This is a genomic window from Azorhizobium doebereinerae UFLA1-100 (assembly GCF_000473085.1).
Classification (GTDB): Bacteria; Pseudomonadota; Alphaproteobacteria; order Rhizobiales; family Xanthobacteraceae; genus Azorhizobium; species Azorhizobium doebereinerae.
In genome coordinates, this window is sequence record NZ_AXBA01000003.1 from 57,965 (window position 1) to 77,447 (window position 19,483).

Annotated in this window: 18 protein-coding genes; 14 read left to right on the forward strand and 4 right to left on the reverse strand. The window is 69.9% G+C overall.

Annotated features, from left to right (window positions below; all coding sequences use genetic code 11):
• Positions 1–3 precede the first annotated feature (3 nt).
• The 8 genes from YU1_RS0104285 to YU1_RS0104320 are packed head-to-tail and all read left to right on the forward strand — an operon-like array spanning position 4 to position 8,432.
• A complete protein-coding gene (locus YU1_RS0104285; RefSeq protein ID WP_029003005.1) occupies positions 4–1,362 on the forward strand; it encodes an LLM class flavin-dependent oxidoreductase in 1,359 nt (452 codons plus the stop codon).
• On the forward strand, positions 1,359–2,435 hold the full coding sequence (locus YU1_RS0104290; RefSeq protein ID WP_029003006.1) for an ABC transporter substrate-binding protein: 1,077 nt from the start codon (positions 1,359–1,361) through the stop codon (positions 2,433–2,435). The genes YU1_RS0104285 and YU1_RS0104290 overlap by 4 nt, the downstream gene beginning before the upstream one ends.
• Before the next feature lie 30 nt (positions 2,436–2,465).
• On the forward strand, positions 2,466–3,557 hold the full coding sequence (locus YU1_RS0104295) for an ABC transporter substrate-binding protein (protein ID WP_051356484.1): 1,092 nt from the start codon (positions 2,466–2,468) through the stop codon (positions 3,555–3,557).
• A 38-nt stretch (positions 3,558–3,595) separates the two neighbouring features.
• Entirely contained in the window at positions 3,596–4,423 is an 828-nt protein-coding gene (locus YU1_RS27940) for an ABC transporter permease (RefSeq protein ID WP_084539656.1), read from the forward strand.
• Between the two features lie 10 nt (positions 4,424–4,433).
• Positions 4,434–5,225 carry an ABC transporter permease gene (locus YU1_RS0104305; protein WP_051356485.1) on the forward strand — a complete coding sequence of 264 codons (792 nt, stop codon included), beginning with the start codon at positions 4,434–4,436 and terminating at the stop codon, positions 5,223–5,225.
• A gap of 10 nt (positions 5,226–5,235) precedes the next feature.
• Positions 5,236–6,498, forward strand: coding sequence for a sulfite dehydrogenase (gene soxC / locus YU1_RS0104310; RefSeq protein ID WP_029003009.1), 1,263 nt, complete (start codon positions 5,236–5,238; stop codon positions 6,496–6,498).
• Entirely contained in the window at positions 6,488–7,045 is a 558-nt protein-coding gene (locus YU1_RS0104315; RefSeq protein ID WP_029003010.1) for a c-type cytochrome, read from the forward strand. Before soxC ends, YU1_RS0104315 begins: the two co-directional genes overlap by 11 nt.
• A 19-nt stretch (positions 7,046–7,064) precedes the next feature.
• Positions 7,065–8,432, forward strand: coding sequence for an LLM class flavin-dependent oxidoreductase (locus YU1_RS0104320; protein ID WP_029003011.1), 1,368 nt, complete (start codon positions 7,065–7,067; stop codon positions 8,430–8,432).
• Between the two features lie 85 nt (positions 8,433–8,517).
• Here the strand turns inward: YU1_RS0104320 and YU1_RS0104325 are convergent, their stop codons facing one another.
• From YU1_RS0104325 to YU1_RS33365, 4 genes are read right to left on the reverse strand one after another with little or no spacing between them, the layout of a single operon-like run.
• Positions 8,518–9,747 carry an acyl-CoA dehydrogenase family protein gene (locus YU1_RS0104325; protein WP_029003012.1) on the reverse strand — a complete coding sequence of 410 codons (1,230 nt, stop codon included), beginning with the start codon at positions 9,745–9,747 and terminating at the stop codon, positions 8,518–8,520.
• A 50-nt stretch (positions 9,748–9,797) separates the two neighbouring features.
• Entirely contained in the window at positions 9,798–10,574 is a 777-nt protein-coding gene (locus YU1_RS0104330) for an ABC transporter permease (RefSeq protein WP_051356507.1), read from the reverse strand.
• A gap of 58 nt (positions 10,575–10,632) precedes the next feature.
• Positions 10,633–11,607 carry an aliphatic sulfonate ABC transporter substrate-binding protein gene (locus YU1_RS0104335; protein ID WP_198018825.1) on the reverse strand — a complete coding sequence of 325 codons (975 nt, stop codon included), beginning with the start codon at positions 11,605–11,607 and terminating at the stop codon, positions 10,633–10,635.
• A 41-nt stretch (positions 11,608–11,648) separates the two neighbouring features.
• Complete coding sequence (locus YU1_RS33365) at positions 11,649–11,882, reverse strand: hypothetical protein (protein ID WP_156921959.1); 234 nt, start codon at positions 11,880–11,882, stop codon at positions 11,649–11,651.
• A gap of 58 nt (positions 11,883–11,940) precedes the next feature.
• Here YU1_RS33365 and YU1_RS27945 point away from each other — a divergent pair, with 58 nt between their 5' ends.
• From YU1_RS27945 to YU1_RS27955, 6 genes are all read left to right on the forward strand, one after another.
• Positions 11,941–12,825, forward strand: coding sequence for a MurR/RpiR family transcriptional regulator (locus YU1_RS27945; RefSeq protein WP_198018826.1), 885 nt, complete (start codon positions 11,941–11,943; stop codon positions 12,823–12,825).
• Positions 12,822–14,699 (forward strand): ABC transporter ATP-binding protein, encoded by a 1,878-nt coding sequence (locus tag YU1_RS0104345; RefSeq protein WP_029003015.1) that lies wholly within the window; start codon positions 12,822–12,824, stop codon positions 14,697–14,699. Before YU1_RS27945 ends, YU1_RS0104345 begins: the two co-directional genes overlap by 4 nt.
• A gap of 34 nt (positions 14,700–14,733) precedes the next feature.
• A complete protein-coding gene (locus YU1_RS0104350; RefSeq protein WP_029003016.1) occupies positions 14,734–16,260 on the forward strand; it encodes a glutathione ABC transporter substrate-binding protein in 1,527 nt (508 codons plus the stop codon).
• Positions 16,261–16,520: 260 nt separating this feature from the next.
• Positions 16,521–17,441 (forward strand): glutathione ABC transporter permease GsiC, encoded by a 921-nt coding sequence (gsiC, locus tag YU1_RS0104355; RefSeq protein WP_029003017.1) that lies wholly within the window; start codon positions 16,521–16,523, stop codon positions 17,439–17,441.
• Positions 17,438–18,379, forward strand: a complete 942-nt coding sequence (locus tag YU1_RS27950; protein WP_084539658.1) for an ABC transporter permease subunit — start codon at positions 17,438–17,440, stop codon at positions 18,377–18,379. The genes gsiC and YU1_RS27950 overlap by 4 nt, the downstream gene beginning before the upstream one ends.
• 1 nt (position 18,380) lies before the next feature.
• Complete coding sequence (locus tag YU1_RS27955; RefSeq protein WP_035713830.1) at positions 18,381–19,448, forward strand: P1 family peptidase; 1,068 nt, start codon at positions 18,381–18,383, stop codon at positions 19,446–19,448.
• The last annotated feature ends 35 nt before the right edge of the window (positions 19,449–19,483 follow it).

Genomic DNA, 19,483 nt, shown 5'->3' on the forward strand with positions numbered 1-19,483 from the left:
ACGATGACCGCGAAACGCCAGATCAAGCTGGGCGCCTTCCTGATGACCGACGGTCACCACATCGCCGCGTGGCGGCATGTGCGCGCGCCGGCCAACGCCAATGTGCGCATCGACCATTACCTGCGCCTCGCCCGCCTCGCCGAGGCGGCGAAGTTCGACGCGGTGTTCCTCGCCGACAGCGTCGGCGTGCGCAACGACCACCTCGATTCGCTCAGCCACACCTCGCGCGCGGTCTCGTTCGAGCCGCTGACGCTTCTGTCGGCGCTGTCCGTGGTGACGCAGAACATCGGCCTCATCGGCACCGCCAGCACCACCTTCAACGAGCCCTATCACATCGCCCGCAAATTCGCCTCGCTCGACCTCATCAGCGGCGGCCGGGCGGGGTGGAACCTCGTCACCTCGTCGAGCGAATCCGAGGCCCACAACTTCAACCTCGACAAGCATGTGGCCCATGCCGACCGCTACGACCGGGCGCGGGAATTCGCGGCCGTGGTCAAGGGCTTGTGGAACACATGGGAGGATGACGCCTTCCTCCGCGACAAGGCGACGGGGGCCTATTTCGACCCCGAGAAGTTCCATCTGCTCGACCATCGCGGCAAGCACTTCAAGGTGAAGGGGCCGCTCAACGTGGCGCGCTCGCCGCAGGGCCATCCGGTGGTGGTGCAGGCCGGCGCCTCGGAGGATGGGCGGGACCTCGCCGGAGCGACCGCCGAGGCGATCTTCGCCGCCCAGCGGACGCTTGAGGAGGCGCAGGGCTTCTATGCCGACATCAAGACCCGCGCTTCGAACCACGGGCGCGACCCGGACCATGTGAAGATCATGCCCGGCGTGTTCCCGGTGGTCGCCCGCTCGGAGAGCGAGGCACGGGAGAAGTTCGAGGAATTGCAGGCCGGCATCGAGCCGGTGGTGGGCCTCCAGCTGCTCTCGCAGGTGATCGGCGGGGCCGACCTGTCCGGCTATCCGGTGGATGGCCCGCTGCCGGAATTGCCGGAGACCAACGGCCCCAAGAGCCGGCAGAAGCTGCTGATCGACGCCGCCCGGCGCGACGGCCTCACCATCCGCCAGCTCTATCTGGAGATCGCCGGCGCGCGCGGCCACTGGCAGGTGGTGGGCACCCCGCAGCAGATCGCCGACCAACTGGAGGAGCGCTTCACCAAGAGCGCGGCGGACGGCTTCAACATCATGGCCCCGCATCTGCCCGGCGGGCTGGAGGACTTCATCGAGCTGGTGGTGCCGGAACTGCGCCGTCGCGGCCTGTTCCGCACCGAATATGAAGGCACCACCCTGCGCGAGAACCTCGGTTTGCCGTTCCCCGAGCATCGTGCGCCCCGCGCGGCGCCCCATGTGGTGGCGGCGGAATGATGCGCTTCGCGTCCCGCTTGCTGCGCGCGGCCCTGTCGGTGGCCGCGCTCGCGATGGCTCTCCCGGCGGTCCACGCCGCCGCTGAGCCGCTGGTGATCCGCGTCGGCTATGCCGGCGTCGGGCCGGGCGGCAGCCGCTTCGTGCCCGGCCTTGCGGGCGTGGTGGGGGCCGAGCGCTATCTGGAGCAGGAATTCGCCGGCACGCCCGAGGTGACGGTGGAGTGGTTCTACTTCAAGGGCGCTGGCCCGGCGGTGAACGAGGCGTTGGCCAGCGGACAGCTCGATTTCGCCTTCATGGGCGACCTGCCCTCGCTCACCGCGCGCGGCGGCGGGCTCAAGACCAAGATCCTGATGGCCGCGAACGCCCGCGACAATCTCTATCTGGTGGCGCCGGTGGCCTCGCCCATCGCGACGCTCCGGGACGTGAAGGGCAGGCGCGTCGCCCAGTTCCGCGGTACCAGCACGCACCTCACCACGGAGCGCGTGCTGGCGGAGGCGGGCATCCCGCGCGGCGACGTCCAGTTCTTCAACATGGACGATGCCACGGCCCTCGCCGCCATCGCCACCGGCGATGTGGACGCGGCCTTCGGCAAGGCGATCTTCCTGACCCTGGTGGAGAAGAAGATCGCCAAGGTGGTCCTCACCACCAAGGGCGACCCGAGCACGGTGACCAGCAGCCACCTTCTGGTGCGCGAGGCCTTCGAGGCGGCCTATCCGGACCTGACCGGCCGGGTGGTGAAGGCCAGCGTGAAGGCGGCGGCCTGGGCCTCCGACGAGGTCAATCGCGAGGCATTGTTCGACCTGTGGGCCAAGAGCGGGACGCCCATCGGCGTGTTCCGCGCCGATTACGAGGGCCAGACGCTGGCCTATCGCCTCTCGCCGCTGATCGATGCGCTGTTCGTGGAGAACTATCGCTACAAGGCCGCGCAGGTGAAGCAACTCGGCCTCGTGCGACGGGACGTCGACATCTCCGGCTGGTTCGAGCCGAAATATCTCGACGCCGCGCTGAAGGACCTCGGCCTGGAGGGCCGATGGGTCCGCTACGGCGCGGACGGCAAGCCGCTCGGCTCCTGATTTCATTGCCTGCATTCTGGAGGTTCAGCCATGGCCGTCCGTTTCCGTTTCCCGTCCTGGCGCGTGCTGGCGGCGCTCGCCGCTCTGGCCTGCGCCGGTGCGGCGCCGGGGCAGGCTGCCGCTGCTGATCCTCTCGTCGTGCGCATCGGCTTCGCCTCGGTCGGCGTCGACAACCGGCAGTTCGCCGGCGGCAGCTCGGTCGCCATCGCCCATGCGGAGGGCTATCTGGAGAAAGCCTTCAAGGACGACCCGGACGTCCGTTTCGAATGGTATTTCTTCAAGGGCGCCGGGCCGGCGGTGAACGAGGCCATCGCCAACGGCCAGCTCGATTTCGCCATCCAGGGCGACCTGCCCTCGGTGATCGGCCGGGCCAACGGGCTCAAGACCAAGATATTGATGGCCGCGGGCGCCCATGCGCCGACCTATCTGGCGGTGCCCGAGGGCTCGACCCTTTCCTCGGTGAAAGAGCTGAAGGGCCGGAAGGTCTCCATCTTCCGCGGCACCAACAATCACCTGGCGGTGGTGAAGGTGCTGGCCGCCAACGACCTGACCGAGCGCGACCTTCAGGTGCTCAACATGGACGCCGCCACCACCAATTCCGCCTTGGCGAGCAAGGACGTGGACGGGGCCTTCGGCAACTGGCCGCTGATCTCGCTGGCCCAGGCCGGCCGGGCGAAGATCGTCTATTCCACCAAGGGTGACAATCCGGCCTTCGAGCGCCATTCCACCGTGCTGGTGACGGAGGCGTTCGAGACCGCCCATCCGCAGGTGGTGCAGAAGATCATCACCGAATTCGTCCGCGCCGCCCGCTGGGCGTCGGACGAGAAGAATTTCGACGCCGCGGTGGCCATCTGGGCGCGCTCCGGCACGCCGGAAAGCGTGTTCCGCTATGATTTCGCCGGCACCGAGCCGCGCTACCGCAATTCGCCGGTCATCGATCCCTTTCTGGTCGAGCAGTATCGCGTCCAGGCGCGGCAGGCCAAGGCCTTCGCCCTGGTGCGGCGGGACGTGGACGTCTCCGGCTGGTTCGACACCCGCTACACCGACGCGGCGGTCAAGACCCTGGGCCTGGAGGGGTATTGGACCCGCTTCGGACCTGACGGCAAGCCGCTCGGCTCCTGATCCCCGCATCCCCCACGGCCCGCCCCCGAGGAGCCGCCATGACCGCCATCGACCTTCCCCGCCCGGCACCCGCCCGCGCTCTGCCGTTCCGCCTCCTGGCGCCGGCCGCCGCAGGCTTGCGCGACTTCGCCATCGCGCTCGCCCTGCCGGCGCTGATCCTGCTGCTCTGGAGCCTCGGCTCGGCCTACCAGATGGTGCCGCAGCAGATCCTGCCGCCGCCGGCCTATGTGTTCGAGAACTTCCGCGACATGCTGGCGAGCGGCGAGCTGCTCCAGCATGCCGGCATCAGCGCCGTGCGCGTGGCCGGCGGCTTCGCGCTGGGGGCGAGCCTCGGCCTGCTCCTCGGCATCGCCATGGGCCTGTCCGAGGCCATAGACGACTATGTGCGGCCGCTGTTCACCGCCATCGCCCAGGTGCCCACGCTGGGCTGGATCCCGCTGCTGATGCTGTTTCTGGGCATCGGCGAGGCGCTGAAGATCGTCATCATCGCCAAGGCGGCGCTGGTGCCCATGGTGCTCAACACCTCCGCCGGCATCCGCGGCGTGCCGGCCTCCTACATGGAGGTGGCGGAGGTGTTCGGCTTCAGCCGTTGGCAGAAGCTGCGCCGGCTGATCCTGCCGGCGGCCGTGCCGCCCATCTTCACCGGCATCCGCTACAGCCTCACCAAGGCCTGGACGGCGCTGGTGGCGGTGGAGCTGCTCGCCTCCGCCGAGGGCCTGGGCTACCTGCTGGTGTGGGGCCGGCAGATGTTCTGGCTGGATACAATGATCGTCGCCATGGTCATCATCGGCGTCGTCGGCTTCGCCATGGACAAGATCCTCGCCCTCGGCGAAGCCCGGCTGCAAAGCTGGCGCATCGACGCCTGAGGGACGCGCCATGAGCCTGCCCCTCACCGATCGTCCCGCCTCGGGAGTCCGCCCCTCGCGGCGGCTCCTGCGGGGGCTCGTCCTGCCGGTCCTGCTGCTGGCGGCCTGGGAGCTTTCCAGCCATCTGCGGCTGGTCGACCCGCGCTTCCTGCCGCCGCTGGAAGCCATTGCCCGCACCGCGTGGCACGAGGTGTGGACCGGCGACCTGTTCCTGCATCTGGGCGCGAGCCTTGCCCGCAACCTCACCGGCTTTGCCATCGGCTCGGTGATCGGCGTCGCCTTCGGCCTGCTGCTGGGCCTGTCACCCGTCGCCAACCGCATCGCCGGGCCGAGCTTCCATGCGGCCAAGCAGATCGCGGTGCTGGCCTGGATCCCCATCATCTCGGTGTGGTTCGGCTTCGCGGAGACCGCCAAGGTGGTGTTCGTGGCGGTGGCCGCCTTCGTGCCGGTGGCCCTCAACACCATGGAGGGGGTGAGCAGCGCGCCCGCCCAACTGGTGGAGGTCGCCCATCTGCTGCGCTTCTCCAGATGGCAGCAGGTCCGCCGCATCTATCTGCCGGCGGCGCTGCCCTCCATCCTCACCGGCATCCACCTCGGCCTGATCTATGCGTGGCTGGCGACGGTGGCGGCGGAATATTTCATGACCGTGGGCCCCGGCATCGGCGGGCTCATCATCGCCGGCCGCGAGCGCTTCCAGATGGACCTCGTGATGCTGGGCGTCGTGATCCTCGGCGGCGTCGGCTTCCTGCTCAACCACATCGCCACCCTCATCGAGACGCGCCTGCTGCGCTGGCGGGCCTGAAAGGCGTTCCATGTCGTTTGCGTCCTCCGGCGGCCGTCTGGGCCGCCGCCAGTTCCTCGGTGGCGCCGCCGCCGGGCTCGTGGCCGGCACCGCCTCCGGCGCTGCCGCGCAGGGGCAAGGACCCTTGCAGGGGGCCTTGCAGGTCCCTGCCTGGACCCGCGAGCAGGGCGAGGGCGTGGCGAGCCCGCCCTATGGCGTGCCCTCGCCGTTCGAGAAGGCGGTGGGGCGCCGCCCGCGCACCAAGCCGGCCTTCCCGACCGCCGCCTCTACCGGCACGCCGCTCCAGGATCTGCACGGCATCATCACGCCCTCCGGTTTGCATTACGAGCGCCACCATGCGGGCGTGCCGGCCATCGATCCGGAGCAGCACCGCCTGGTGATCCACGGCCTCGTGGACCGGCCGCTGGTGCTGACCATGAACGACATCGCCCGCTTTCCCTCGGTTTCGCGCCTGTGGTTCCTGGAATGCTCCGGCAACACGCCGCAATGGACCGGCGGCAGCGCCAAATGGACGGTGCAGGAGACCCACGGCCTCATCTCGTGCAGCGAATGGACCGGCGTCCGGCTGTCCACACTGCTCGACGAAGTGGGGCTGAGGCCGCAGGGCCGCTGGATCCTGGCCGAGGGCGCGGACGGTGCGGCCATGAGCCGGTCCATCCCGCTCGACGTGGCGCTGGACGACGCGCTCATCGCCTATGCGCAGAATGGCGAGCACCTGCGCCCCGAGCAGGGCTATCCGCTGCGCCTGGTGCTGCCCGGCATCGAGGGCAACATGAGCATCAAGTGGCTGCGCCGGCTGAAGGTGGGCGACCAGCCGTTCCAGACCCGCGAAGAGACGTCCAAATACACCGACCTGATGCCGGACGGCACGGCGCGGCAGTTCACCTTCGTGATGGAGGCGAAATCCGTCATCACCTCGCCCTCCGGCGGGCACCAACTGCGGGACAAGGGCTTCTACGAGATCCGCGGCCTCGCCTGGTCCGGGCGCGGCAGGATCACCGCCGTGGACGTGAGCACGGACGGCGGGGCCACCTGGCGGCGAGCCGAGCTTCAGGCGCCGGTGCTGTCCCGCTGCCTCACCCGGTTCCGCCTGCCCTGGACCTGGGAGGGGGGACCGGCGCTGCTGCAAAGCCGGGCGGTGGACGAGACCGGCTATGTGCAGCCGGTGCGCCAGCAGCTCGTGGACGTGCGCGGGGTCAATTCCCAGTACCATTTCAACGGCATCCAGACCTGGAAGGTGGAGCCGACCGGCGAGGTCTCCAATGCGGCCTGAGCTTCGCATCCTCCTCGGCCTCCTGGCCGTCCTCGGGCTCGTCGCGCCGGCCGCCGCCGGGACGACGGGCGTGCTCGGCATCGGCCACGTGGCGACACAGGCGGACATCGCCGCCTATGACATCGACGTGCGTGCCGACGGCGCCGGTCTGCCGCCGGGACGCGGCAGCGTGGCGGAGGGCAAGGAGCTATTCGCCGCCACCTGCGCCGCCTGCCATGGCGACAAGGGGCAGGGCGGGCAGGCCGACGTGCTCGCCGGCGGCAAGGGCACGCTGGCCACCGCCAAGCCGGTGAAGACGGTGGGCAGCTTCTGGCCCTACGCCACCACGCTGTTCGACTATGTGAACCGCGCCATGCCCTTCACCGCGCCGCAGTCGCTGAGCGCCGACCAGGTCTATGCGGTTTCAGCCTACGTCCTGTTCCTCAACGGTTTGGTGCCGGAGGACGCGACGCTGGATGCGCAGAGCCTGCCCAGGGTCGCCATGCCCAATCGCAACGGCTTCACCAGCGACCCCCGGCCGGACGTGCCGCCGGTGGCGCGCAACTGATCCTGTCCGGAGAAACCCCATGTCCAAGCGCAACGGCCAGCTCAAGCTCGGCGCCTTCCTCTATCCCGCGGGCCACCATGTGGCGGCCTGGCGCCATCCGCAGGCGCAGGCCGACGCGGGGGTCAACTTCGCCCACTATGCGGCGCTCGCCCAGGCGGCGGAGGCGGCGAAGTTCGACCTCGTCTTCCTGGCCGACGGGGTCAGCGTGCGCGGCGACGACATCGAGGCGCTGAGCCGCACCGCCACGCGCTATGTCGGGCAGTTCGAGCCCATCACCTTGCTCTCCGCCGTCGCGGCGCTGACCAGCCGCATCGGCCTCGTGGCCACCGCCTCCACCACCTATAACGAGCCGTTCCACATCGCCCGCAAATACGCCTCGCTCGACCACATCAGCGGCGGGCGGGCCGGCTGGAACCTCGTCACCTCGGCGGATGAGCGGGAAGCCTATAATTTCGGCCGCGAGGCCCATCTCGCCCATGCCCAGCGCTACCAGCGGGCGGAGGAATTCTACGACGTCGCCACCGGCCTGTGGGACACATGGGAGGACGACGCCTTCGTGCGCGACAAGGCGAGTGGGGTCTATTTCGACCCTGCCAAGCTGCATTATCTGGAGCATCGCGGCGCCCATTTCCAGGTGCGCGGGCCGCTGAACGTGCCGCGCCCGCCGCAGGGCCACCCGGTGGTGGTGCAGGCGGGCTCGTCGGAGGCCGGCAAGGCGCTGGCCGCGCGCTCCGCGGAGGTGATCTTCACCGCCCAGCAGACCCTGGCCGACGCCCAGGCCTTCTATGCCGACGTAAAGGGGCGCCTCGCCGCGCACGGCCGCTCGCCGGACGACCTGAAGATCATGCCGGGCATCTTCCCGGTGGTGGGCCGCACCCATGCGGAGGCGGAGGAGAAGTACCAGGAGATCCAGGACCTTATCCATCCCGTCGTCGGTGTCTCGCTGCTGTCCAAGACGATCGGCGCGGACCTGTCCGGTTATGACATCGACGGCCCGGTGCCGGACGTGCCGGAGACCAATGGCGGCAAGAGCCGGCAGGAACTGCTGCTGCAACTGGCCCGGCGGGAGAACCTGACCATCCGCCAGCTCTATCTGCGCATCGCCGGCGCGCGCGGCCACTGGACCGTGGTGGGCACGGCGCAGGAGATCGCCGACCAGTTGCAGGAGCGGTTCGAGGGCTACGGGGCGGACGGCTTCAACGTGATGCCGCCACACCTGCCGCAGGGCCTGACGGACTTCGTCGATCTGGTCATTCCCGAGCTGCGACGGCGCGGCCTGTTCCGCACCGAATACGAGGGCCGCACGCTGCGCGAAAACCTCGGCCTCGCCCGCCCAGCGCACCGCGTGCATCCGTCCGGCGCCGGCGACATCCGCGCGGCGGAATAGCCGGCCGGGCGCCACGCCGGCATGAAAAACCCGGGCCGGATCATCTCCGGCCCGGGTTTTTCCCTGTGAACGCAGGCGCTTCGCCTCAGAAGAAGCCCTTGGAGGGCAACTGCGTCCCATGCAGTTCATACTCGCCCAGCGCCCGCGCCTTCAGCGACACGGGGTTGTGCGAGGCGAGGGTGCGGGCGTTGCGCCAGTGGCGGTCCAGATTCTTGGCGCGCCGGGTGGCGGAGGCGCCCGCCACGTCGAACAGCTGGCTGGCGCCGCGGATGGTGAGGTCGTCCACGATCAGCTTCGCCTTGGAAGCGGCCACCGAGGCCGCATGGGCCAGCTCGGCGTCCGGCTCGCCCCGTTCGCGCGCCTGGAACACCGCGTCGTGCGCATCCGCGGCCGCCAGGATCAGCACCTCCGCCGTATAGGCGCTGGCGGAGATGTGGCCGATGATCTCCTGCAGCAGCGGATCGTCCGCCACCCGCTCGGTCTGGGCGAAGTAGAAATGCCGGTCCTTGCGGCTGCCGAGCAGGGCCACCGCGTCGGTCAGCACGTTGCGCAGGATGCCCGCCACGGTGGCCGTCACCAGCAATTGGGCGACGCTGTTGCTGTGGGGCACGCCATAGCCGGTGGAGGGGCTGTCCGGCTCGATCTCGTCCGCCTCCACCCGCACGTCGTGGAAATAGGTGGTGCCGGAGCCGGTCAGCCGCTGGCCGGCGCCGTCCCAGTCGTCGATGCGCTCCACGCCCTCGCGGGTGGTGGGGATGATGGCGGTGACGACGGCGTCGTCGGGGCCGGCCGCGCGCACCTGCACATAGTCCGCATAGAGGGTGCCGGTGCTGTAATATTTGGTGCCGGTGAGGCGGAAGCCGTCGCGATCCGGCACCAGCTTGGTGGCAAACGGGCTGGCGCCGACGCGGGCGCTGGTCAATTCGGTGCTGGCGAGGCCGACGATGGCGCCGGAGGCGATGATGTCCGCCCACTTCCTGCCGTGCGCCACCTGGCGCGACAGCGGGAAGCGTTCCACGAAGGCGTAATGGTTGCGCAGGGAATGGGCGATGTTGGGATCGGCGGCGGCGAGCGCGATCACCACCTCGAACAATTCCCGCAGCGTGCTGCCGGCGCCGCCATCCTCCCGCCGCAGCCGCAGGGCGCCGAGGCGGGCGCTGCGCACCAGCTCGAATACGTCATAGGGGTGGATGCGCTCGCGGTCGCGCTCGGCCGCTCCGGCGGCGATGAAGGCGAACAGCTCTTTCAGCTCCGGCGAGCGGTGCGTGAGCGGGCCGGAGAAGGCCGGGCGCGGCGGGGATGCGATCTGGTTCACGAGGACGTCCTTGTCGATCATCTTGGCAGAAGAGGCGGCGCGCGGCGGGCTCACGCGCGGTCGAGGTCGTAGCCCTTCAGGAGCGGGCGGGTGAAGAGGAGGAGCAGGCTGTCCGTCGCCTTGCCCAGCACGGCGAAGACGAGGATGGCGGCGACGATCTGGTCCGGCTTGCCCAGTTGCTGGCCGTCCAGCAGCAGGTAGCCGAGCCCTTCCGACGCGCCCATGAACTCCGCCGCCACCACGAACATCCAGCCGAGCCCGAGCCCGGCGCGCAGCGCGGTGACGTAGTGCGGCAGGATCGCCGGCAGCAGGATGCGGCGAACCATGGTGAGGTTCGAGAACAGGAAGACCTGCCCCACCTCGATGATCTTGCGGTCTACCGCCATGACGGCGCCCAGCGTGCCGAGATAAACCGGAAAGAACACGCCGACCGCGATCAGCGTCACCTTGGAGGCTTCGAAAATGCCGAGCCAGAGGATGAACAGCGGCACCCAGGCGATGGATGGAATGGCCCGTAAGGCCTGCAACAGCGGATCGAGCAGCGCCCGCGCAAGGGCCGAGGCGCCGGTCAGCGCGCCGAGGACGGTGCCGGCGGCAACCCCGAGGGCGAAGCCGGCGGCGATGCGCTGGAGGGTGGCCGCCACATGCGGCCACAGCTCGCCGGAGCGGGCGAGGGCGGTGAGCGTCCCGGCGATGCGGCTGGGCGGCGGCATCAGCCGGCCCTGCACCAGGCCGGCGCGGACCGCGATCTCCCACAGCACCGCCAGGCCCACCGGCACAGCGAAGCCGAGGACGATGCGCCAACGCCGCCAGCCGCCCCGGCCCAAGGGAAGCGGGGCAGCGGCCGGCGCGGCGTAGGGCCGGGTGTCGGAGACGCTCACGCTCTCACCGCGCCGCGAGCAGATACTGCGTGTCGATCAAGCCATCCACCTGCGCCGGCACGTTCACGTCGGCGGCGACGACCCCGGCCTTCTGCAAGGCGAGGCCGGCGGCCAGGATGGTCTCCTTCTGCCCGCCGCCGATGGGGCCGTAGCTGAGGTCGGTGCGCTCCAGCTGGCGGGCGATCACCGGCTCGGGCAGCTTGGTGGCGGCGACCAGGAAGCTCGCCAGCTCCTTCGGATGGTCCACCGCCCATGTGCGCCCGCGCTCATAGGCGGCCAGCACGCGCTTCACGATGGCCGGGTTTTCCCTGGCGAAGTCCTCGCGCACGTTGAGGACGCCCCAGGTGTTGTCTTCCGGCTTGCGGAAGAACAGGACGGCGCCGTCCTCCACCTCGGCGGAGGCCATGATGGGGTCGAGGCCCGCCCAGGCGTCCACGTCCTTGCGCTGGAGCGCCAGGCGGCCGTCGGCGTGCTGGAGCAGGACCAGCTTCACGTCCTTCTCGGTGAGGCCCTGCGCGGCCAGGGCGCGGACCAGGAAGATGTGCGGGTCGGTGCCACGGGTGACGGCGACCGTCTTGCCCTTGAGGTCAGCAACGCTCCTGATGCCGCTGTCCGGGCGGGTCACGAGGGCGGTCCATTCCGGGCGCGAATAGACATAGATGGACTTGATGGGGTTGCCGTTGATCCTGCCGATCAGCGCGGCGGCGCCGGCGGTGGAACCGAAGTCCAGCGAGCCGGCGTTGAGGAATTCCAGCGCCTTGTTCGAGCCCGCCGACTGCACCCAGCGGATGGCGATGCCGTCCTTGGCGAACTCCTCCTCCAGGAACTTCTTCTCCTTCAGCACCAGCGACACCGGATTGTAGGTGGCCCAGTCGATACGGATCTCCTTGGGCGGGTCGGCGCGGACGGGCAGGGTCCCCAGGGCCAGGGCGAAGCCGCCGGCGATCAGCGCGCGGCGGGACAGGGCGAAGGCGGTCATTGCGTCTCTCCACAAGCGTTCCGGAGCAGGGAACACCAGCGTCAAATTAAATTCAATAAATTTAATAGAATTAATTCATTCAGCGCATCCACCCGTCGGGCCACGGCCTGCGGCGCCCGGCCGCGTAGCCGGCGGGCACCGCCCGCGAACGGCCGGAGGCCCGCCATTTCCAGGCGCTTGCCGGGGCCTGCGGCAGTGGGGACAATCGCGGTTGCCTCATCCTTCGGCAGAATGCGTGAAAAATAACGTTGCATGATGCTCTGGAATTGAAACATATTTTTTCATCCACTGCGGCGGCCCGTCCGGCTGCCGCTCATGCAGACGGAAGTCCCCGTGTCCGCAGCCTCGCTCATGGAGCTGATCCGATCCCGCCGTGCCGGCATGACGCCGCTGCACGGCCGGGTGGCGGATTTCGTCACCCGGCACCCGCTGCAGGCCGCCACCATGGGCATCGAGGACCTGGCGGGGGCCGCCGAGGTCTCGGTCGCCACCATCAACCGCTTCGTGCGGGGCCTTGGCCTGGAAGGGTTTGCCCAGTTCCGCGCCCTCGGGGTGGCGAGCTTCCGGCCGCTCTCCCCGGTGGAGAAGCTGGAGGCGCAGGCCGCCGCCGCGGCGCAGGAGGGCGACGTGGTATCCGGCTCGCTCGATGCGGCGCTGGCCAACCTGCGGGCGGCGCGGTCGGTGGTGGATGCCGCCGTCTTCCGCCGCGCGGCGGAGGCCATCACGGCGGCGGACCGGGTGGTGTTCCTCGGGCTCGGGCTCAGCGCCCCGCTGGTGGGGCTGCTGGCGGACATGATCCTGCCCTTCTGCCGCGCCCAGTTGATCCTGGACGGGCAGGGCGGGCAGGAGCGGATGATCCGCCGCGCCTTCAACGTCGGCCCGGGCGATCTCGCTATCGCCTTGACATTGCCGCGCTATTCCCAGGCTACCATCGACCATGCCCGGGCGGTGCGGGCGCAGGGGGCGACGGTGATCGGCATCACCGATGCCCTGTCCTCGCCGCTCGCGCTGCATGCGGACCTGCTGCTGCTGGGGCCGGCGGAACACCCGCTGCTGCACGCGTCCCCCACCGCCGCCGTCGGCCTGTTCGAGGCGCTCACCGCCGTCCTGACCGCCCGGCGGCAGAGCGCGGGGGATGCGGCCGAGCTGACCCGGCGCATCGCCCCCCACCTCCATGCCGTCGCCGAGGACGCTCCCGCCGAGAGGGCCACCCCATGACCGCCGCCCCCGCTCCGGCCGCCGTTCCGCAGGGACCCTTGGTCCGCGTGGACGGTTTGGACGTGGAATTCCCCACTCAGGACACCGTGTTACGCGCCGTCGAAAACCTGTCCTTCCACATCGATCCCGGCGAGACCCTGGCGGTGGTCGGCGAGAGCGGCTCCGGCAAGTCGGTCACTTCGCTCGCCCTGATGCGTCTGGTCGAGTTCGGCGGCGGGCGCATCGCCGGCGGCAGCGTGGCCTTCCGCGGCCGCGACGGCGTCGTCCGCGACCTCGCAAAGGCCGACCCCGAGGCGATGGACAAGGTGCGCGGCAACGAGATCGCCATGATCTTCCAGGAGCCGATGACCTCGCTCAACCCGGTCTTCACCATCGGCGACCAGATCGGCGAGGCGGTGCGCCTGCACCAGGGCGCCAGCCGGGCGGAGGCGCGGGCCGAGGCGCTCGCCATGCTGGAGAAGGTGCGCATCCCCGGCGCCAAAGGCCTCATCGACCGCCACCCGCACCAGCTCTCCGGCGGCATGCGCCAGAGGGTGATGATCGCCATGGCGCTGGCCTGCCGGCCCAAGCTCCTGGTGGCGGACGAGCCGACCACGGCGCTCGACGTCACCATCCAGGCGCAGATCCTGCGCCTCATCCGCATGCTCCAGGACGAGATGGGCATGGCGGTGCTGTTCATCACCCACGACATGGGGGTGGTGGCGGAGGTGGCGGACCGGGTGCTGGTGATGCGGCACGGCCGCAAGGTGGAGGAGGGCACGGCGCAGGAGATCTTCGCCCGGCCGCAGCATCCCTACACCCGCGCCCTGCTCGCCGCCGTGCCGCGCCTCGGGGCTCTGGCCGGCGAGCCGCTGCCGCGCCGCTTCCCGCTGGTGGTGGTCAATGACAGCGGCGGCGGCAGCTATACGGAGGCCCCGCCGCAGGACACGGTGACCGGGGAGGCCCCGGTGCTGGAGGTGAAGGACCTCGTCACCCGCTTCGACGTCCGGCGCGGCATCTTCGGCCGCCTGTCCGGCCGGGTCCATGCGGTGGAGCAGGTGAGCTTCGCGGTCAAGGCGGGCGAGACCCTGGCGCTGGTGGGCGAGAGCGGCTGCGGCAAGTCCACCACCGGGCGCACCATCATGCAGCTCCAGGCGGCCAATGCCGGGCAGATCCTGTTCCACGGCCGCGACCTGCTGGCCATGGGGGCGCAGGAGCGCCGCCGCATGCGGCAGAAGATCCAGTACGTGTTCCAGGACCCGTTCGCCTCGCTGGACCCGCGCCTCACGGTCGGCTTCTCCATCGCCGAGCCGCTGACCACCCATAACCTCGCCTCCGGCCGCGCGGTGGAGGAGCGGGTGGCGGAATTGCTGCGCGACGTCGGCCTGTCGCCGGACCATGCCCGGCGCTATCCGCACGAATTCAGCGGCGGCCAGCGCCAGCGCATCTGCATCGCCCGCGCGCTCGCCTCCGAGCCGCAGGTGCTGATCGCCGACGAGGCGGTGGCCGCGCTCGACGTCTCGATCCAGGCGCAGATCGTCAACCTGCTGATGGAGCTCCAGGAGACGCGCGGCCTGTCCTATATCTTCATCAGCCACGACATGGCGGTGGTGGAGCGCGTCAGCCACCGCGTGGCGGTGATGTACCTGGGCCAGATCGTCGAGATCGGCCCGCGCCAGGCGGTGTTCGACCATCCCGCCCATCCCTATACCCGCCGCCTCATGGCGGCGGTGCCGGTCGCCGATCCCGCCCGCCGCGACCGCGACCGGCCGCTGCTGGAGGGCGAGATCCCCAGCGCCATCCGCGCCCCCGGCGATCCGCCGGAGGTGCGCCCGCTGGTGGAGATCGGCCCCGGCCATTTCGTCGCCCGCCACCCCATCGGCGATTTTCGTTGAGCGTCCCCATAACCTTCCAGAGAGGACCATCCGGATGCGTTTGAAAACCCTGCTCGCCGCCGGCGCCCTGTCGGCCCTGGCCTTCGCGCCCGGGCTCGCCATCGCCAAGACCCTGGTGGTCGGCGTGCCCGACAACCTCACCGGGCTCGACCCCACCAATGTCAACGACACCCTGTCGCAGACCGCCATGCGCACGGTCTACCAGGGGCTGTTCGGCTTCGACCGCGACATGAAGCTGGTCCCCGTGCTGGCCGAGAGCTACGAGGCCAATCCCGAGGCGACCGAGTTCGTCATCCACCTGCGCAAGGGGGTGAAGTTCCATGACGGCACCGACTTCAACGCCAATGCGGTGAAGGTCAGCCTGGAGCGCCTCGCCAACCCGGACAACAAGCTCTCCCGCCGCTCGCTCATCTCCATGCTCGACCGCGTGGACGTGGTGGACGACTCGACGGTGAAGATCGTGCTGAAGACGCCGTTCGGCGCCCTCATCAACACGCTGGCCCATCCCGCCGTGGTGATCATGTCCCCCGCCGCGCTGGAGAAGTACGGCAAGGACATCGCCCGCAACCCGGTGGGCACCGGCGCCTTCAAGTTCAAGCGCTGGGCGGCGGACACCTTCGAGGTGGAGAAGAACGAGCATTACTGGAAGCCCGGCTGGCCCAAGGTGGACGGCGTGGTGATGCGCTCGGTGCCGGAGAACGGCAGCCGCTTCGCCATGCTCCAGGCCGGCGAGGTGCAGTATGTGACGCTGTTCCCGCCGGAGCTGGTGCCGGTAGCCGAGAAGCTGCCCAATATCGAGGTGGTCAAGCGCCCCTCCATCGTCGGCTGGTATGCGGCGATGAACACCACGAAGAAGCCCTTCACCGACCCGCGCGTGCGCCAGGCGCTGAACTACGCCGTGGACAAGGCGGCCTATTGCAAGGTGGTGGAGAACGGCTATTGCACGCCGCTGCAATCGCCCATGCCTGAGCTGCTCGGCTTCTTCGAACCGCAGAAGCCCTACACGTTCGACGTGGCCAAGGCCAAGGCGCTCCTGGCCGAGGCCGGCTATCCCAACGGCTTCGAGACCGAGATCTTCGCGCTCAACAACACCAATCAGATCCGCGCCATGCAGTTCCTCCAGCAGCAGCTGGCGCAGGTGGGCGTGAAGCTGACCGTGACCCCGCTGGAGGCCGGCGTCGCCGCCCAGCGCATCTGGTCGGTGCAGAAGCCGGAGGACGCCACCGTGCAGATGCAGCTCACCGGCTGGTCGTCCTCCACGGGTGACGCCGACTGGGCGCTGCGCCCGCTGCTGTGGGGCAAGGGCTTCCCGCCGGCTCTGTTCAACGTGGCCTATTACAAGAACGACCAGGTGGACGCCGACTTCGAGGGCGCGCTGATGACGGCGGACCCGGCCAAGCGCGGCGCCTTCTATGCCGACGCCCAGAAGCGCATCTGGGAGGACGCCCCGTGGATCTTCCTCGGCGCCTCGCAGCTCATCACCGCGCAGTCCAAGGCCCTGTCGGGCGTCTACATGCTGCCGGATCGCGGCTTCGTGGTGGAGACCGCCGAGTTCAAGTGAGGCCGGCGCACCGGAAGAGAGGGTGACCTCTCCGCACGTGCGCGGCAGAACCCTCTCCCGCTTGCGGGGGAGGGCAGGGTGGGGGCCGCCGCAGGCGGAAGATCCGCCGCCTCCCCCACGGAGGCCCTGAGACAAGTCGCCGCCGTCCCCCGCGGCGGCGGCTTTACCCCCTCCCGCTCGTTCCCCCGCGCGGTGGGAGGGGGGACCACCACACGCCGGACGCCCCGCGCCCGGCCCTCCATGTCCCGCCGGATGGCCTCATGCTGGAATATCTCGCCAAGCGCCTCCTCGGCATCATCCCGGTGATCTTCGCGATCTCCGTGGTGGTGTTCGCCTTCGTCCATCTGCTGCCGGGAGACCCGGCGCGGCTGGTGGCGGGGCTCGATGCCTCGCAGGAGGACGTGGCGGCGGTGCGCCAGTCGCTGGGCCTGGAAGGCCCGCTGTGGCAACAATACCTGCGCTTCGCCGGCAATGCGGTGCAGGGGGATTTCGGCATCTCGCTGAAGACCCGGCGTCCGGTCCTCACCGAGATCGGCGAGCGGCTGATGCCCACCGTCTGGCTCACCGTCTTCGCCATGCTCTGGGCCACCGTCTTCGGCCTGCTGATCGGCGTGCTGTCGGCGGTGAAGCGCGGGCGCTGGCAGGATTACGGCGGCATGATCGTCGCCGTCTCCGGCATCTCCTTTCCCTCCTTCTGGCTCGGCCTGCTGCTGATCGACCTGTTCTCCGTGCGGCTCGGCTGGCTGCCCACCGGCGGCTACGGCACCTGGGCGCATTTCGTCATGCCCTCCTTCACGCTGGGCCTCGGGGTGGCCGCCGTCATGGCCCGCTTCACCCGCTCGGCCTTCGTGGAGATCGCCCGCGAGGACTATGTGCGCACCGCGCGGGCCAAGGGCGTGCCGGAAGCCTTCGTCATCTGGAAGCACACGCTGCGCAACGCGCTGGTGCCGGTCATCACCATGACCGGCCTGCAATTCGGCTTCCTGCTGGGCGGCTCCATCGTGGTGGAGACGGTGTTCAGCTGGCCCGGCCTCGGGCGGCTGCTGGTGGATAGCGTCTCCTATCGCGACTATCCGGTGATCCAGGCGGAGATCCTTCTGTTCTCGCTGGAATTCATCTTCATCAATCTCGCGGTTGACGTGCTCTACGCCTTCGCCAATCCGGAGATCCGCTACAAATGACCGCCGCGATCCCCGCTTCCGCGCCGAGCCCCGCCCAAGGTCCTGCCCAAGGCCCCGCTCAAGGCCCCGCGCCCGGCGCCGCCGCCGGCCACGTGCGCACCCCGCTGGGCGAATTCTGGCGCCGCTTCCGCCGCCAGAAGGTGGCGCTGATCGCCGGCGCCTTCCTGTTCGCGCTGCTGATGGTGGCGGTCTTCGCCCCCTGGGTGGCGCCCTATGATCCGGCGACGCCGGACTACATGGCCATCCTCCAGGGGTCGAGCGCGGCCCATTGGGCGGGCACCGACGCCTATGGCCGCGACGTGTTCTCGCGCATCCTGTTCGGCGCCCGCATCTCGCTCGCCGTGGGCTTCCTGTCGGTCTCGCTCGGCGGGCTCGCGGGGGTCTCGCTGGGCGTGGTGTCCGGCTATTACGGCGGCTGGATCGACAGCCTCATCATGCGGGTGTGCGACGTGCTGCTCGCTTTCCCCGGCATCCTGCTGGCCATCGGCGTCATCGCCATCCTCGGGCCGGGCATCGACAACGTCATCTATGCGGTGGCGGTGTTCTCGGTGCCCATCTTCGCCCGCCTCGCGCGCGGCTCCACGCTGTCGCTCAAGCGGGCGGTCTATGTGGATGCGGCCCGCGCCATCGGCGTGAAGGACCGGGTGATCATGATGCGCCATCTGCTGCCCGGCGCGCTGCCCAACGTCATCGTCTATTTCTCCATGCGCATCGGCACCTCCATCCTCACCGCCGCGAGCCTCTCCTTCATCGGCCTCGGCGCCCAGCCGCCGAGCCCGGAATGGGGCGCCATGCTGGCGGACGGGCGCAGCTATATCGGGGTGGCCGACAACGTGACGCTGTTCCCCGGCATCGCCATCTTCGTCACCGTGCTGGCCTTCAACCTGCTCGGCGACGGCCTGCGCGACGCGCTCGACCCCAAGCTCAGGATGGCCTGAGATGGCGCGCGCCCGCGACTTCGGCCTCATCTGCGGCACCCTGCCCACGGGGCCGCTCAACGCCATCACCGACGTGCCCGGGGTCGCGGTCGGCCACCGCACGCTGGTCGCGGGCGACGTGCGCACCGGCTTCACCGCCGTGCTGCCGCATGGCGGCGACCTGTTCCGCGACAAGCTGCCGGCGGCGGTGGAGGTGATCAACGGCTTCGGCAAGAGCTGCGGCCTGATCCAGGTGGCGGAGCTGGGGCAGATCGAGACGCCGCTGCTGCTGGGCAACACGCTCGCCGTGGGCACCGGCTTCGAGGCCCTGGCGCGCCGGGCGCTGGCGGCCAATCCGGACATCGGCCGCGAGACCGGCACGGTGAACCCCGTGGTGCTGGAGTGCAATGACGGCTGGCTGTCCGACATCCGTGCCCTGGCGCTGACCGTGGACGACGCTTATGCGGCGCTCGACGCGGCGGCGGGCGGCGCGGTGGCGGAAGGGGCGGTGGGCGCCGGCACCGGCATGAGCAGCTTCGGCTTCAAGGGCGGCATCGGCACCGCCTCGCGGGTGCTGACGCTGGACGGGCGGGAGCATGCGCTGGGCGTGCTGGTGCTGGCCAATTTCGGCCGGGCGGGGGACCTGGTGCTGCCGGACGGCCGGCGGCCGGAGGTGCCGAAACTGCGCCGGACGGACTTCGCGGCGGCGGAGGCGCCGGAGCGCGGCTCGGTGATCATCGTGCTGGCCACCGACATCCCGCTGGAGAGCCGTCAGCTGAAGCGCATCGCCAAGCGCTGCGGCGCCGGGCTGGCGAAGCTCGGCGCCTTCTGGGGCAACGGCTCGGGCGACATCGCGCTGGCCTTCTCCACCGCGCACCGCATCGCCCATCACGAGGCCGCCGACCTCGTGGCGCGGGTGGTGCTGAACGAGAACCGCATCGACGCGGCGTTCCGCGCGGCGGCCGATGCCACGCAGGAGGCGGTGCTGAACGCGCTTCTCGCCGCTCCGAAGACGCTCGGCCGCGACGGCCACATGCGCCCCTCGCTCGCCGATGTGCTGGGCGGGCCCCCAAGCCCGAACGGCGTGTAAGCGAAGCCACAGCCTCAAGCCCGCGCGGCGCGTGA